Here is a 15,514-nt window from a genome sequence, read left to right as displayed (position 1 = left end):
TGCTCCAGCAAATCCCGCGATCGCTCCGGACGAGGCCGTTTCGATACTTGAATAATTCTCCATGGACCGCGCCAGGTCAATGAAACGTCTTGCCGAAATTCGGGCCGACGCTGGGATAACGACCTCTCGCAGCGGTCGAGGACGAGCGGATTTCGCTGATGGCCGTTCCCGCACGCCATTCGCGGCGTTTCGCGTGAGAGTCTGCGCTCTTGGGGGCAGGCCGCCTGCTCTTGCCCCGCATGCGCGGCGGCGATGGCGGTCATTGTGCCGGCCGCTCGTTGCAATGGGCGCACGGACCCATAAAAAATCCAGGCTCGGGCTATGGCCCGCGCCTGGATGTGTCGTCCCGTCGGTTTGGTGCCGAGTGGTCTTGCTCAGGCTACGGCGGCGACATTGCCCGTGACAGGCTCGTCCGAGCCCGCCAGATCCGCCATGGCCGCCATCACGCCGCCGCTGCGGTGCGGCACGCCCGCTGCCGCCAGCCCCATCTCGACCCCCGACAGCGCGCCCAGCAGCATCAACTCATTGCACTCGCCGAGATGCCCGATGCGGAAGACCTTGCCGGCAACCTTGCCCAGCCCCGAGCCGAGCGAGATGTTGTACTTCTCCAGCGCGACCTTGCGGTATTTGTCGGCGTCGTAACTCGGCGGCATCATCACGGCGGTCAGCACCGGCGACTGCTCGGCCGGATTCTCGCAGAGCACTTCCAGCCCCCAGGCCTTGACGGCGGCGCGGGTTGCCGAGGCCAGGCGCTGGTGCCGGGCGAAGACGGCAGGCAGGCCTTCCTCATGCAGCATCGCGATGGCCTCCTTGAGGCCGTAGAGCAGGTTGGTTGCCGGCGTGTAGGGAAAGAAGCCGCCCGCATTGATCTTCACCATCTCCTGCCAGTCCCAATAAGAACGCGGCAGGGTGTTGGTCCGGGAGGCCGCCATGGCCTTCTCTGAGACGGCATTGAAGCTCAGGCCCGGCGGCAGCATCAGCCCTTTCTGGGAGCCGGAGACGGTGACGTCGACCTGCCACTCATCATGCCGGTAATCGACCGAGGCGAGTGAGGAGATGGTGTCGACCATGAACAGGGCAGGGTGCCCGGCCGCGTCGATGGCCTTGCGGATCTCGGCGATGCGGCTGGTCGAGCCGGTCGAGGTCTCGTTATGGACGACCATCACCGCCTTGATGGTGTGAGCCTTGTCCTCGGCGAGCCTGGCCTCGATCGCTGCCGGATCGGCGCCGCGACGCCAGTCGCCGGGAATGAAGTCCACGGTGATGCCGAACCGCGCCGCGATCTGTCGCCAGAGCGTGGCGAAATGGCCGGTTTCCGCCATCAGAACCGTATCGCCCGGAGACAGCGTATTGACGATCGCGGCCTCCCACGCGCCGGTTCCGGACGCCGGGTAGATCACGACGGGCTGTTTGGTCTTGAAGATCGTCTTGCAGCCTTCGAGGACCTCCTTGCCCAGCGTCGCGAATTCGGCGCTGCGGTGATCGATGATCGGCATCGCGATGGCTCGCAGGATGCGGTCCGGAATCGGGCTCGGGCCGGGGATGTGCAGAAAATGGCGGCCCTGCTGCGTTGCCATGGCATTGTCTCCCTGGGCGCGACGCATTCTGTCGGTGGATGTCGCGTGATGCCGATCTTTTGCATTCATTTTTTAGGAATGCAACTGAGTGCTATAATGCAATTATGGCGCTCGCGATCTCGACAGGGCGCGCCGCTTAAAGTAGCGAATAATGATGATAACCCCGATTTCTGACCTGCAGGAAGCCGATATGCCGGTCGTCGCGCCAGCGATGCCGCTTCAGGGCGAGTCCGCGCGGCCGGGCGTTTCCTTGCATGACGAATTGCTGGTCGCGCTGCGTGACTACATCGTCGAGGGCCACCTTGCCGATGGCGCGCGCGTGCCCGAGCGCCAACTTTGCGAGCGCTTCGGGATATCCCGTACGCCTTTGCGCGAAGCCCTCAAGGTGCTCGCTGCCGAGGGGTTGATCGATCTGCTGCCCAATCGCGGTGCCCGGATTCGCGAGCTCGGCTCCGAAGAATTGCGCGAGCTGTTCGATGTGATGGGCGGTCTTGAAGCTCTGGCCGGACGGTTGGCTTGCGAGCGCATATCGGACGCCGAAGTGGCGGAAATCGAGCGCGTTCACCATGATATGTACCGGTTTTACCTGCGCCGCGAGATGCACGGCTATTTCCAGTGCAATCAGGCGATCCACCGCATGATCGTCGAGGCGGCCGCCAATGCGGCGCTGAGCGCGACCTATGCGAGCTTCGCCGGACGCATCCGCCGCGTGCGCTACTCCGCCAACCTCGCCAAGGAGCGCGATCGTTGGGGCGAGGCGATGCGCGAGCATGAGATGATCCTGGACGCGCTGCGCCGGCGCGCCGGGAACGAGCTCAGCGACATCCTGTTCCTGCACCTGCGCAACAAGCGCAAGGCGGCTCAGGCCGAGGCTTCGGCCTGACAGGCTTCGGTTTCAGGGCGCTGCCTCGGTGGCTGCTGTCGATGCCGCGCTTTGTCGACAGCTTTGTATAACCGCCGGCTGATGGAGCCGGTCTTTCGCAGTCAATCGCTTGCGTTGCGATTTTCGGATTGAATGCAAAATTTATTGGTTCTAGGCTCCCTGCCACGACGCCATCAGAGCGCGACCAAAGGGAGATTCGACATCATGAAGCAGCATTGGCTTGCCGCATCCGCTTGTCTTCTCACAGGCGTGACGCCTGCATTCGCCTGGGAGCCGACCAAGGCAATCGAGATCGTGGTGCCATTCGCCGCCGGCGGTGCCTCCGACCAGATGGCCCGGACCATTCAGGGCATCATCCAGAAGAACAATCTCAGCAGCCAGCCCATCATCGTCGTCAACAAGCCCGCCGCCGGTGGCGCCGAAGGCATGCTCGAAATCCAGAAATCGGCCGGCGATCCCCATAAGCTGATCACGACCTCGAGCGGCATCTTCATGACGCCGATGGCGACCAAGCTGCCGCTGAACTGGACCGAGTACACCCCGGTCGCGATGATGGCGCAGGATTCATTCGTGCTCTGGGTCAACGCCAAGGCGCCCTATCAAAACGCCGGCGACTTCATGGCGGCCGCCAAGGCGGCGTCGCTCCCGCTGAAGCTGGGCGGAACCTCCTCCAAGCGCGAGGACAACCTGATCGTCTTCGCGATGGAAAAGGCCGGCGGCGTCAAGTTCGCCTATATCCCCCATACCAGCGGCGGCCAGGCCTCGACCCAGCTTTCGGGCGGCCATATCGAGGCCAGCACCAACAATCCCGCCGAGGATGTCGCCAATTGGCGCGGCGGCGCGACCAAGCCGCTCTGCGTCTTCTCCGAGCAGAAAATGGCCTATACGACGCCGGTCGCAGACGGAAAGTCCTGGGCCGATATCCCGACCTGCACGTCGCAGGGGCTCAACGTCACCTACCAGATGCTGCGCGGCATGTTCATGCCCGGCAAGGTCACCAAGGATCAGCAGGCCTATTATGTCGGCCTGTTCAAGAAGGTCTCCGACACCGCCGAATGGAAGGACTATCTCGCGCGCAGCGCGCTGGTGCCCGACTATCGCGACGGCGACGCCTTCGTGCAGTTCCTCAAGGCCGACGAGGAAAAGCACGCCAAGCTGATGAGCGACGCCGGCTTCATGGCCAAGTGAGGCAAGCCAAGTGAGGCAAGGCCAAGTGAGGCACGGCCAAGGTAGCCTCGGCCAGCGCGGCGACCACGTCAAAGCGTGCGTCATCCCGGGCGACCGAAGGGAGACCCGGGATCCACCCGAACGCATCAGGAATGGATCCCGGATCGGCGCCGCTTCGCGGCTTGTCCGGGATGACGTCGCGGAGAACGACCAATGACCTTGCCAATCGAAACGGAAAGCGCCCCACGCGGCCTCTCGCGCCGCCCGGTCGAACGCATCGTGGCATTCGTTCTGATCGCACTCGCCTTCGTCGTGCTCTACGACTCCTATGGTCGCGGCGCAGGCTGGGATAACGGGCCCGAGAACGGCTTCTTTCCGGCACGTGTCGGCTGGATTTTCCTGGCCGCCTCGCTCTTCATCCTCGTGCAGTCGTTTCGCTCGCCGCAGGACGGGGTCTTCGTCACCTATGAGCAGCTCGGCCAGGTCACGCGCGTGCTCGGGCCGCTCTTGCTCTTCGTGGCGCTGATCCAGCCGCTCGGACTTTATGTGGCGGCGAGCGTCTTCATCATCGTCTTCATGGGGGTCGTCGCGACCTCGCGCTGGTGGTCGATCGTGCTGACGGCGATCCTCGTGCCGCTCGTCTGCTTCTGGGTGTTCGAACTCCAGTTCCGCGTGCCCTTGCCCAAAGGCCCGCTCGAAGCCGCGCTCGGCTACTGAGGTCAAACGATGGATGATTTCGCCTCGCTGATGGCCGGCTTTCAGGTCGCGCTTTCCTGGCACAATGTCGGCTTCATGGCGGTGGGGGTGGTGCTGGGCATCATCGTCGGCGTGCTGCCGGGCCTTGGCGGCCCCAATGGCGTCGCGATCCTGCTGCCGCTGACCTTCGGCATGGACCCGACCTCGGCGATCATCCTGCTCTCCTCGATCTATTGGGGCGCGCTGTTTGGCGGGGCGATCACCTCGATCCTGTTCAACATTCCCGGCGAAGCCTGGTCGGTGGCGACGACCTTCGATGGTTACCCGATGGCCGTGCAGGGCAAAGCCGCGGAAGCCCTGACGGCCGCCTTCACCGCCTCCTTCATCGGGGCGTTGTCAGGCGTGATCCTGATCACCTTCGTCGCCCCGCTCGTCGCGTCCTTCGCCTTGCGCTTCGGCCCGGCCGAGTTCTTTGCGGTGTTCCTTTTGACCTTTTGCTCTTTCATCGGCATGGGCCGTGAGAACCGCGCGAAAATCCTCGCCTCGCTCTGCATCGGCTTTCTGCTCGCGGCGGTGGGGCTCGATTCGATCTCGGGCGATCTGCGCATGACCTTCGGCTCGACGGAGCTGATGCGCGGCTTCGATTTCCTCGTCGTGGTCATCGGCCTGTTCGGCGTCAGCGAAATCCTGCTCACGGTCGAGGAAGGCCTGGTCTTCAAGGGCAAGCAGGCAAAAATCGACCTCAGGGTCGTCCTGCGCACCTGGGCCGGCCTGCCGCGCTACTGGGCGACGCTGGTGCGCTCGGCATTGGTCGGGATGTGGATGGGCGTGACGCCCGGCGGCGCGATTGCGGCATCCTTCATGGGCTATGGCCTCGCCAAGCGCTTCTCCAAGCGCGGCGCGAATTTCGGCAGGGGCGAGATCGAGGGCGTCCTGGCGCCGGAAACCGCAGCCCATGCCGCCGGCACCAGCGCGCTGCTGCCGATGCTGGCGCTCGGCATTCCCGGCTCGGCCACTGCTGCAGTTCTGCTCGGGGGGTTGTTGGTCTGGGGCCTGCAGCCCGGGCCGCTGCTCTTCGTCGAGCAGAAGGAGTTCGTCTGGGGGCTGATCGCCTCGATGTATCTCGGCAATCTCGCCGGCCTCATCATCGTCCTCGCCACGGTTCCCTTGTTCGCGGCGATCATGCGGGTGCCGTTCTCCTATGTCGCGCCGGTGATCCTGATCGTCTGCGCCATCGGCGCCTACACGATCTCGAACTCGATCTTCGACATCTGGCTGATGCTGGGTTTCGGTATCGTCGGCTATGTCTTCAAGAAGCTCGACTATCCGCTCGCCCCGCTCGTCCTGGCGCTGGTGCTCGGCGACAGGGCGGAGGATTCGTTCCGGCAGGCGCTGCTCGGCTCGGGCGGCAGCCTCAACGTTTTCGCCGCCAACGGCCTGGTCGGCACGCTCGTGGTTCTGGCGCTGCTGTTGCTGCTATGGGGGCCGGTGATGGACCTGATCGGCGCTGCGCGGGGCAGGGGGCGGCGTCAGGAGAAGCCGGCAGAGGTCGGTTGAGCGGTCATGGCGCAGACACTTGAACCACACCGTCATTCCAGGCTTGACCCGGAATCCATCGGAGGGCTCAGCATTCTACGATGGATCCCGGATCTCCGCTTCGCTGCGTCCGGGATGACGGCGCGGATGTTGGTCGGAACTGCGAAACGATGAACCAGACTGCTCTCGCCAAACCCCACGCCCGCAATCTCGGCCTGGAACGCCGGCTGGTCCAGGCGCTCGAAGGCGAGGTGCGCTTCGACGCTTTCACGCGCGGGCGCTATGCCACCGACGCCTCGATCTACCAGATCATTCCCCAGGGTGTGGTCTTCCCGAAACACGAGGCCGATATCGCCGCGAGCCTCCAGATCGCGGCCGAGCATGGCGTGCCGGTGATCGCGCGCGGTGGCGGCACCTCGCAGAACGGCCAGCCGATCGGCGATGCGCTGATCCTCGACATGAGCCGGCATTTCAACGCGATCCGCGATTACGATCCAGCTGCGCAGACGATCTCGGTCGCGCCGGGGCTCGTGCTGGAACAGCTCAATACGCATCTCAGGAAGGACGGGCTGTTCTTCCCCGTCGAACCCTCCACCGCGAGCCGCTGCACCATAGGCGGCATGACCGGCAATAATTCCTCCGGCGCGCGCTCGCTGCGCTACGGCAAGACGGTCGACAATGTCGTCTCGATGCGCGCGATGTTCCACGATGGCGAACCCTTTGCGCTGGGCGCCTCGGCCATCGGCAGCAACACCTCCGTGCGGGCGCGCGATCTGATGACCCGCATGCTCCAGCTCGCGGATGGGCACGGGGCTGAGATCGAGGCGATCTTCCCGAAAGTTCAGCGTCGCGTCGGCGGCTACAATCTCGACGAACTGCTGCCGGCGAACCCGAACCTGTCGCATCTGCTGGTGGGGTCGGAGGGCACGCTTGCCATCACCACAGAGGCGACGCTGAAGCTGTCGCCGCTGCCGGCGCATCGCGTCATGGGCGTCTGCCATTTCCCGAGCTTCCGCGCCGCCATGGAGACGACGCGTCATATCGTGGCGCTCGGTCCAGCCGCAGTCGAACTCGTCGACAACAACGTGCTGGTGCTCGGCGCCGACATTCCGCTGTTTGTGCGCACTCTGGCTGACATCACCAGGGGCCAACCCAACTGCCTGCTGCTGGTCGAGTTCGCCGGGGATGATCTCGGCGCGCTGAAGCACGATTTGAAACGCCTCGACCAATGCATGGCCGATCACGGCTTTTCCGACGCCGTCGTCGAGGTCGTCGAGCCCGCCCGCCAGAAGCCAGTCTGGGAGGTGCGAGAAGCCTGCCTCAACATCATGATGTCGATGAAATCAGACGGAAAGCCGGTCTCCTTCATTGAGGATTGCGCCGTCCCGCTCGAGCACCTCGCCGATTACACCGACGCCGTCACCGCCCTGTTCGAGAGACACGGCACGCGCGGCACCTGGTATGCACATGCCTCTGTCGGCTGCCTCCATGTCCGCCCGATCTTGAACATGAAGGACGAGGCGGGGGTGAAGGCGATGCGCGGCATCGCCGAGGAGGCCTGCGAGCTGGTGCGCCGGTTCAAGGGCTCGTATTCCGGGGAGCATGGCGACGGCATTTCGCGCTCGGAATTCGTCGAGCCGATGTTCGGCGCGCCGCTCACCCGCGCTTTCGAGCAGGTCAAGGATGGCTTCGACCCCGACAACCGCCTGAACCCCGGCAAGATCGTCCGCCCGCTGCGCATGGACGATCGCTCGCTGATGCGCTTTCCGCCGGGTTATGCGACGCCGGTTCCTGCTGCGACCGCCCTCGACTGGTCCGACTGGGGCGGCCTCGGCGGCGCCGTCGAGATGTGCAACAACAACGGCACCTGCCGGAAGATGTCCGGCGGCACGATGTGCCCGTCCTACCGCGCGACAAAGGACGAGACGCATGTCACGCGCGGCCGTGCCAACACGCTGCGGCTCGCCATTTCCGGGCAGCTCGGACCGGACGCCTTCACCTCGCCGGAGATGAAGGAAACGCTCGATCTCTGCGTCTCCTGCAAGGGCTGCAAGCGCGATTGCCCGACCGGCGTCGACATGGCGCGCATGAAGATCGAGTTCCTGCATCACTACCATCAGCGCCACGGCCTGCCGTTGAAGGAGCGGCTGATCGCGTTCCTGCCGCGCTATGCGCCTTGGGCGGCGAAGCTGGCGCCTCTGATGAACCTGCGCGACAAGATTCCGCTATTGGCGCGGCTGAGCGAAAAATGGCTCGGCTTCAGTGCGCGCCGGAGTCTGCCGGTCTGGCGCAGGCCCTGGTCGCAAGGCGGGAAGCCCGCGACGGCGGCCGATGTTCGGGGCGACGGTCGCGACATCGTCCTCTTCGGCGACACCTTCAACCGCTATTTCGAGCGCGAGAATCTGGAAGCGGCCGAACGGGTGCTAGCGGCGGGTGGATATCGCATCCACAAGGTCTTGGCCGAGGATGGCGGCCGGCCGCTCTGCTGCGGACGCACCTTCCTCTCCGCCGGGCTGGTCGATGACGCCCGCACGGAAGCAAGACGCACGCTGGCCGCGCTGTCACCTTATGTCGCCAGGGGCGCGCGCATCGTCGGGCTCGAACCCTCCTGCCTTTTGACCTTCCGCGACGAGTTCGGAGCGATTCTGCCGAAGGAGGAGGTCGAGCCGACCGCCAAGGCTGCCTTCCTGCTCGAGGAACTGCTGGCGGCCGACCTCAAGGCGGGCACGACCAGCCTGCCGCTGAGGGATCAGGGCGGCCGCATCGCGCATCTGCACGGCCATTGTCACCAGAAGGCCTTTGCCGCGATGGGCGCGGTCGAGACGACCTTGCGCGCCATACCCGGCCTCGATGTCCGCCCGATCGAGTCGAGTTGCTGCGGCATGTCGGGCGCCTTCGGCTATGGCGCCGCGACGATCGACGTCTCCTTGGCCATGGCGGAGCTTTCGCTGCTTCCGGCCGTGCGCCAGGCGGGGGCGGGCGATCTCATCGTGGCCGACGGCACGAGCTGTCGCCACCAGATCCACGACGGCGCGGCACGCGAGGCGCTGCACGTCGCGCGCGTGCTCGACATGGCGCTGCAAGACATGGCGCTGGAGACCTGACCGGACCAAGCCGAGCGCCGCCGATATCCGAACGACAGGCCCGGGAAACGGGCGAACCGAGGAGGACGGACCATGCTACGGACGATGTTTTTGACTGGTGTGACGGCGCTCAGTTTTTCGGGAGGGACACAAGGCGCAATGGCGAAGGACTATTTCCTCGCAAGCGGTCGCTGGGACAATGTCGTCCTGGTGATCGACCTCGAAAAGGCGATCGACCCGGCCAATGACGGCACGGCCAAAGCCGTGGTGAACCGGCTTCGCGTCACGCCCGACATTGAGGTTGACGGCAAGACGGTCATCTCCAGCGGCCAGCCGATCACGATCGCGATCGCACCCGACTACAAGCGCGCCTATGCGATCAACCATTCCGGCCGCACCAGGCCGGAAGCCGCCGCCGCCTTCCAGCATGGCCATGCCGGCACCGTGACCGTGATCGACCTGAAGAAGGCGCTCGACCCCGCCAGTAACAACACACTCGCGGCTGTGGAGGGCTATATCGAGACCGGAGGCTTCGGGCCGACCGGCTTTGCCATCACCGCCGATGGCAAGCACGCGGCTCTCGCCCATGCCGAGCGCGAAGGCGACGAGGATGGCGGCCGCCATATCAGCATCGTCGACCTCGCGACCAACAAGGTCATCCAGCGGATCGAGCAGGCCTATGGCAAGCCCGGCTTCCCGTGCCCGCCCGACCCGGTGCCTCACCGGGCGCCGGACCCGAAATTCGGCTGCTTCCCCGACACCAACGGCGTGACGATCAGCCCGCTCGGTGGCGGCACGATCTTCGGCGCCAATGGCGGCACCGACGACATTTCGGTGATCAGCCTGCAGAAGGCCATTGCCGGCGCGGCGGGCGCGGAAGTCGCGCGCATTCCCGTGCAGGCCGGTGGCTTCGGTATCTCGACCAGCCCTGACGGCAAGCTCGTGGCGCATGCCTCGCGCGAAAACGCCCAGACCGATACGCCCGGCAACACGGTCTCGATCATCGATGTCGAAAAGGCGCTGTCCGATCCCGCCAAGGCGGAAGTTGCCCGCGTCCTGGTCGGCACGGACGACAAGTCGGTCCCGACACGCCCCTTCGTGGCCGCCTTCCTGCCGGATGGCAAACGCATCCTCTCGACGCATTTCCGCTCGAACAACATCGACTTCATCGATGTCGAGAAGGCGATCGCCGGCCAGCCCGCGACGATCAAGCGGGTCGAACTGAAGACGCCCGGCGGCGAGCCCTCGCGCCCGCGCGGCATCGCCATCACGCCCGACGGCAAATACGCCGCGATCACCGGCGCGCCCAAGGGCAAACCGAATTCGAGCGTGATCTGGATCGTCGATCTCGCCAGCTACGAGGTCAAAGGCCGTGTCACCGAGATCGGCAATGAGAGCTATATGATCGGAGCCTTCCAGGCTCCGTAGAGCTTCACACCTTGGCGATCCGGCTGCGGACCGACCGTGGCCGGATCGAAGGCGGGGCAGATGATACGGATGTGAAGTTGCGCCCTGCCGAACCGAGGCTATCGTCCTGCGCGAAACTGCCTCGATTCCCCCTGGAGCTCCGGATGTCCGATCTTTCCGCATTCCCGATCACCAAGCGTTGGCCGGCAAAACACCCCGACCGGATTCAGCTTTACTCCTTGCCGACACCGAATGGGGTCAAGGCCTCGATCGTGCTCGAGGAACTTGGGCTGCCCTACGAGCCGCATACCATCGACATCGGCAAGAATGAGACCTGGGGGCCCGAATTCCTCTCGCTCAACCCCAACGGCAAGATCCCGGCGATCATCGATCCCGACGGTCCGGGCGGGAAACCGCTCGGCCTGTGGGAGTCCGGCGCGATCCTGCTCTACCTCGCCGAGAAGACGGGCAAGCTGCTGCCGAAGGATCCTGCCCAGCGCTACGAGACCATCCAGTGGGTGTTCTTCCAGATGGCGGCGATCGGCCCGATGTTCGGCCAACTCGGCTTCTTCCACAAATTCGCCGGGCGCGAATATGAGGACAAGCGCCCGCGTGATCGCTATGCCAGCGAGAGCAAGCGCCTGCTCGGTGTGCTCGAGGACAGGCTTGCCACCCGCGCCTGGATCATGGGCGACGACTACACCATCGCCGATATCGCCATCCTCGGTTGGGTGCGCAATCTGGTTGGCTTCTACGGCGCGGGCGAACTTGTCGACTACGCGACGCTGACGAATGTGCCGATCTGGCTGGAGCGCTGCCTGGCGCGCCCGGCGGTGCAGCGCGGCCTCGACATCCCCCAGCGGCCGTGATGTCGAACCGCCCGAGCCAGACAGCATTTCCGGAGCATATCGCGTGACCGTCACGATCTACGGCATCAAGAACTGCGACACGATGAAGAAGGCGCGTAGCTGGCTGGAGACGCATGGGATTGCCCATGCGTTCCACGACTACAAGGCGGGCGGCATCGATCGTCCGACGCTGACGGGGTGGGTCGAGGAGCACGGCTGGGAGACGGTGCTCAATCGCGCCGGAACCACGTTTCGAGCGCTGCCCGACGCTGACAAGCAGAACCTCGACGCCGGCCGGGCCATCGCGCTGATGCTGGCCCAGCCCTCCATGATCAAGCGCCCGGTCCTCGATCTCGGCACGCGCCGGGTCGTCGGCTTCAAGCCCGAAATCTATCAGGCGGCGTTCGCGGCGGCTTAGAGCACGGGCCCGAAAGGTGGAATCCGATTTTCGGGAAAAGCCGATGCAAAAACAAAGAGCTAGATCAGCGGATCGGGTGCGATATCCCATCCGATGATCTAGCCGCGCCGCCTCTGCGTCACAGGCGGCCAGCGCGCGCGGGACTTCCTCTCCGCCGCGCGCTGCGCTACCTGCCAGCGCCATGACAATCTCGATGACAAGCTCGACGACAACCGAATTCGGCTTCCACCTGCTCGGCCGGGACGGTGCCGCCCGTACCGGCGAAATCCGCATGCCGCGCGGCGTCATCCGTACGCCGGCCTTCATGCCGGTCGGCACGGCTGCGACCGTGAAGGGCATGTATCCCGAACAGGTCAAGGCGCTGGGCGCCGATGTCGTGCTCGGCAACACCTATCACCTGATGCTGCGTCCCGGCGCGGAGCGGGTGGCGGGGCTCGGCGGCCTGCACAAATTCATGAACTGGCCCCATCCGATCCTCACCGATTCCGGGGGCTTCCAGGTGATGTCGCTTTCGCAGCTGCGGAAGCTGACCGAGGAGGGCGTCACCTTCCAGTCGCATATCGATGGCTCGAAGCATGTGCTCACCCCCGAGCGTTCGGTCGAGATCCAGAACCTGCTCGGGTCCGACATCGTCATGCAGCTCGACGAATGCGTCTCGCTGCCCTGCGAGCTCGCCGTCGCCGAAAAGGCGATGCGGCTGTCGCTGCGCTGGGCCGAGCGCTGCAAGGCGGCATTCGGAAATCCGGCGGGGAGGGCGCTCTTCGGCATCGTCCAGGGCGGTGAGGTGCCGGCTCTGCGCATCGAGAGCGCCAAGAGCCTGGTCGCGATGGACCTGAAGGGCTACGCCATCGGCGGCCTCGCGGTCGGTGAACCCCAGGACGTCATGCTGGCGATGATCGAAACGGTCGAGCCGCATCTGCCGCAGGAGAAGCCGCGCTATCTGATGGGCGTCGGCACGCCCGACGACATCGTCCAGGCGGTCGCGCGCGGCATCGACATGTTCGATTGCGTGATGCCGACGCGCGCTGGCCGTCACGGCCAGATCTTCACGCGCTTCGGTCGCATGAACCTGAAGAATGCCAAACATGCCGACGATTCCCGGCCGATCGATCCCCAATCGACTTGCCCGGCGGCGAACACCTATTCGCGCGCCTATCTGCATCATCTGGTCAAGGCCGAGGAAATGCTCGGCAAGATGCTTCTGACCTGGGTGAACCTGGCCTATTACCAGGATCTGATGGCGGGCCTGCGCGGCGCGATCGCAGCGGGCCGGCTGGATGATTTCATCGCCGAGACCAAGGAAGGCTGGCTGAAGGGCGAGCCCGTGTGATCGACGCCTGGCTTGGCCTGCTGCTGATCAAGATGGCGATTGCGGCCGGCATCGTCGTCGGCTGCTCGCTGCTGGCGGAGCGTTCCGGCCCGCTTCTGGCGGCGATGATCGCGACCCTGCCGATCTCGCTCGGACCCGTTTATGTTTTCCTGGCCCTGGACCACGGCCCCGCCTTCATAGCGGAGGCGGCCCTGGGCAGCATGGCATCCAACCTCGCCAATGCCTGCCTGATGCTGGTCTATGTGCTGCTCGCCCAGCGCTTCACGACCCTCCCGAGCCTGGGGTTGGGCCTGCTCGTATGGCTCGCGGCTGTCTTGACGCTCAGAACGCTTGCGCTGCCCTTCGCCGCGATCGTTGGTCTCACCCCGCTGATCTTCGGCGCGGTGCATCTGGCGGTCCGGCCTTATCTGGCGGCACGGCCTGCCGGCCCGCCGGAGCGGCCATGGTATGCGATCCCGTTGCGGGCAGCCTGTGTCGCGCTGCTCGCCGGCACTGCGACCATGGCGAGCTCCCATGTCGGGGGGATGTGGTCGGGCGTGCTTGCTGGCCTGCCTATCGTGCTATCGAGCCTCGTCGTCATGCTTCAGCCCCGCATGGGCGGGCCGGTTGCTGCCGCCGTCATCGCCAATAGCGTGCTTGGGCTGCTCGGCTTCGGACTGGGGATCGCCGTGGTTCACCTGACCGCCGTGCCGCTCGGGACATGGCCGGCGCTGGCGCTAGGACTTGTGATCTGCAGCGGCTGGAACCTCGCCTTGATGGGCAATGCTCGGCTGGGCAACACTCGGCGTCCGCCCCGGGCGTCGCCATGAGGCGATGAACAGGCCGCCGATGATCAGCGCGAAGCCCGCGACCTGAAGCGGACCGGGAATTTCCCCGAGTATAGGGATGGCGAGCAGCGTTCCGGTGACCGGGATCAGCGGCGGGAAGCGGCCGACGCTGGCGGCGCCAAGCACATGAGCCGCCCAGCCCCAGATCCACAGTCCGATGATGACGTTGAGCACGCCCTGATTCAGCGCGTGGAGCAGCAGCACCCACCACGGCGCGACGTCGAACCCTCGGAAGAAGAACAGGAAGTAGAACGGCAGATAGACCATCGACAGCACCGAGACGACCGCTGCCGCCTTCAGGCCATCGATCTTCCAGAGCTGGATCAGCAGGGGATAGAAGCCCCAGAGCAGGCCGACCCCAAGGAAGCACAGATCGCCGCGCAACGTGCCCGCGGTCGAGCCCGTGCTGCCTGCTACGGCGAGGCAGGCCAGTCCGCTGAGCACGCCGAGTATGCCGAAGATGAGACGGCCCGAGAGCACGGCGCCAAACAGGACGACACCGCCGATGATGCCGATCAGGGTCACCGTGCCCGGCCCGATCGTCGCGCCATGCGCGGCGGGCGCCAGCGTCAGCCCGGTCAGCATCAGATAGGTCATCGGGAAGCCGCTGGTCACCGCCAGCCAGAAACCTCGCTTCCAGCCGACGCCACCGCATTTGGCCAGGCCCGGTCTCAGGAATATCGGCAAAAGCAGCAGGCCCGCCGTGCCGAAGCGCAGCGCCAGCAGGTCGTGCGGGCTCAATCCGTTGAGGACGGCATGGCGGCTGATGACGAAATTGGAGCCGAAGATCAGGACGCTCAGCAGCATTCCCGCGACGGCAAGCCGCCAGCGCCGCCGTTCTCGCGCCGCGGTGGCGCCTGACAGAGATACGGTCTGATGCATGGCCCTTACATATCGTTGAACGCATGGCCTGCGTTACGTGCCTGCACGCATGGCGCCCTGCGTGGCTTGTGCATCGCAAAAAAGCGCGTGGGCTGATGACGCATCGCAATTAAGCCCGTTTTCGGCCTTTCTGATGCCCGGCGCCACGGTTTTTCTCGCATCGTCCATTGGGAAATCTGTCGATGCTCGAATCGTTCTCCTACGCCACTGCAAGCCGGTTCATGCGCAATTTTGGCGGTCAGGTTGTCATGTCCGTCGCCGTTTCCGCCGGTGTCGCCGGAGTCTTTGCGGTTCCCGATTTCCTGTTCGGCAGGCGCGACGCGCCCGCAGTGGCGGAGACGAAAGTGGACAAATCTCAGGCGGCTGCTTGGATCTCGCCGGTGGCCGCCAATGGCAAGATCAGGGAGCGCCATCGCGACGCTTCGGAGATCGAGGCAGGCACGGCCGCCCTCGGTGGGTTCCGCGCAACCCCGGCCTCGCTTGCGATGCCGATGTCGGTCAACTGGCCGCAGCCGGTTTTCGCGCAGCCGGCGCAGGTGGCCGATCTCGTGCTGGAAACCGAGCAACATGCTCCGGTCGTGGCGGCCGCGCCTGTCCGCAAGGCCGTCGTAACCGTCGAGCGGCCGAAGCTCGTGGCCGTCAGCGCCCCCATGCAGATCACGCCGCCTGCGGTTACCGCTGTCGTCTCTGTTACGGATTCCGACGCGCCGAGGCCGCCTGCCGAACTGCTGGGCCGGGCTATTCCCGAACCCCTGGCGCGTGCGACGGGGATGGTTACGAGCGCAGCCGGGCTTGTCGGCGCGGCTGGCTCCTGGACCGTGTCGCAGGCCACTGGCCTGCTGCCGCGCTGGTAGCGCGGC

At 65.3% G+C, this 15,514-nt stretch carries 13 protein-coding genes; 11 read left to right on the top strand and 2 right to left on the bottom strand.

Annotated features, from left to right (window positions below; genetic code table 11):
- Positions 1 to 374: 374 nt before the first annotated feature.
- Entirely contained in the window at positions 375 to 1,577 is a 1,203-nt protein-coding gene (locus C4S73_RS07145) for a pyridoxal-phosphate-dependent aminotransferase family protein (protein ID WP_103871885.1), read from the bottom strand.
- Between the two features lie 190 nt (positions 1,578 to 1,767).
- Here C4S73_RS07145 and C4S73_RS07140 point away from each other — a divergent pair, with 190 nt between their 5' ends.
- From C4S73_RS07140 to C4S73_RS27865, 10 genes are all read left to right on the top strand, one after another.
- Positions 1,768 to 2,460 carry a GntR family transcriptional regulator gene (locus tag C4S73_RS07140; RefSeq protein WP_244595474.1) on the top strand — a complete coding sequence of 231 codons (693 nt, stop codon included), beginning with the start codon at positions 1,768 to 1,770 and terminating at the stop codon, positions 2,458 to 2,460.
- A gap of 204 nt (positions 2,461 to 2,664) precedes the next feature.
- On the top strand, positions 2,665 to 3,648 hold the full coding sequence (locus C4S73_RS07135) for a Bug family tripartite tricarboxylate transporter substrate binding protein (protein WP_103871747.1): 984 nt from the start codon (positions 2,665 to 2,667) through the stop codon (positions 3,646 to 3,648).
- A gap of 192 nt (positions 3,649 to 3,840) precedes the next feature.
- Positions 3,841 to 4,344, top strand: coding sequence for a tripartite tricarboxylate transporter TctB family protein (locus C4S73_RS07130; RefSeq protein WP_103871746.1), 504 nt, complete (start codon positions 3,841 to 3,843; stop codon positions 4,342 to 4,344).
- 9 nt (positions 4,345 to 4,353) lie between these two features.
- Positions 4,354 to 5,880 (top strand): tripartite tricarboxylate transporter permease, encoded by a 1,527-nt coding sequence (locus tag C4S73_RS07125; RefSeq protein WP_103871745.1) that lies wholly within the window; start codon positions 4,354 to 4,356, stop codon positions 5,878 to 5,880.
- 149 nt (positions 5,881 to 6,029) lie between these two features.
- The gene (locus tag C4S73_RS07120; RefSeq protein ID WP_103871744.1) at positions 6,030 to 8,963 is read left to right on the top strand and encodes an FAD-binding and (Fe-S)-binding domain-containing protein; all 2,934 of its coding nucleotides are present in this window, start codon (positions 6,030 to 6,032) and stop codon (positions 8,961 to 8,963) included.
- A gap of 138 nt (positions 8,964 to 9,101) precedes the next feature.
- Entirely contained in the window at positions 9,102 to 10,370 is a 1,269-nt protein-coding gene (locus C4S73_RS07115; RefSeq protein ID WP_103871743.1) for a YncE family protein, read from the top strand.
- 143 nt (positions 10,371 to 10,513) lie between these two features.
- On the top strand, positions 10,514 to 11,218 hold the full coding sequence (locus C4S73_RS07110) for a glutathione S-transferase N-terminal domain-containing protein (protein WP_103871742.1): 705 nt from the start codon (positions 10,514 to 10,516) through the stop codon (positions 11,216 to 11,218).
- 43 nt (positions 11,219 to 11,261) lie between these two features.
- The gene (locus tag C4S73_RS07105) at positions 11,262 to 11,615 is read left to right on the top strand and encodes an ArsC family reductase (protein WP_200827944.1); all 354 of its coding nucleotides are present in this window, start codon (positions 11,262 to 11,264) and stop codon (positions 11,613 to 11,615) included.
- Positions 11,616 to 11,808: 193 nt separating this feature from the next.
- Entirely contained in the window at positions 11,809 to 12,945 is a 1,137-nt protein-coding gene (tgt, locus tag C4S73_RS07100; protein ID WP_103871884.1) for a tRNA guanosine(34) transglycosylase Tgt, read from the top strand.
- A complete protein-coding gene (locus C4S73_RS27865; RefSeq protein ID WP_146071292.1) occupies positions 12,942 to 13,754 on the top strand; it encodes a hypothetical protein in 813 nt (270 codons plus the stop codon). Before tgt ends, C4S73_RS27865 begins: the two co-directional genes overlap by 4 nt.
- On the opposite strand, the gene C4S73_RS07095 is transcribed toward C4S73_RS27865, so the two are convergent.
- Positions 13,662 to 14,654: a DMT family transporter gene (locus C4S73_RS07095; protein ID WP_103871740.1), complete on the bottom strand. Its 993-nt coding sequence runs from the start codon at positions 14,652 to 14,654 to the stop codon at positions 13,662 to 13,664. The two genes, C4S73_RS27865 and C4S73_RS07095, sit on opposite strands and share 93 nt — an antisense overlap.
- A 182-nt stretch (positions 14,655 to 14,836) precedes the next feature.
- Here C4S73_RS07095 and C4S73_RS07090 point away from each other — a divergent pair, with 182 nt between their 5' ends.
- Positions 14,837 to 15,508: a hypothetical protein gene (locus C4S73_RS07090; protein ID WP_103871739.1), complete on the top strand. Its 672-nt coding sequence runs from the start codon at positions 14,837 to 14,839 to the stop codon at positions 15,506 to 15,508.
- The last annotated feature ends 6 nt before the right edge of the window (positions 15,509 to 15,514 follow it).

Origin of the sequence: Allobosea lathyri (assembly GCF_900108245.1) — a bacterium.
Lineage (GTDB): Bacteria > Pseudomonadota > Alphaproteobacteria > Rhizobiales > Beijerinckiaceae > Allobosea > Allobosea lathyri.
This window is presented reverse-complemented; position numbering and strand designations above follow the sequence as displayed.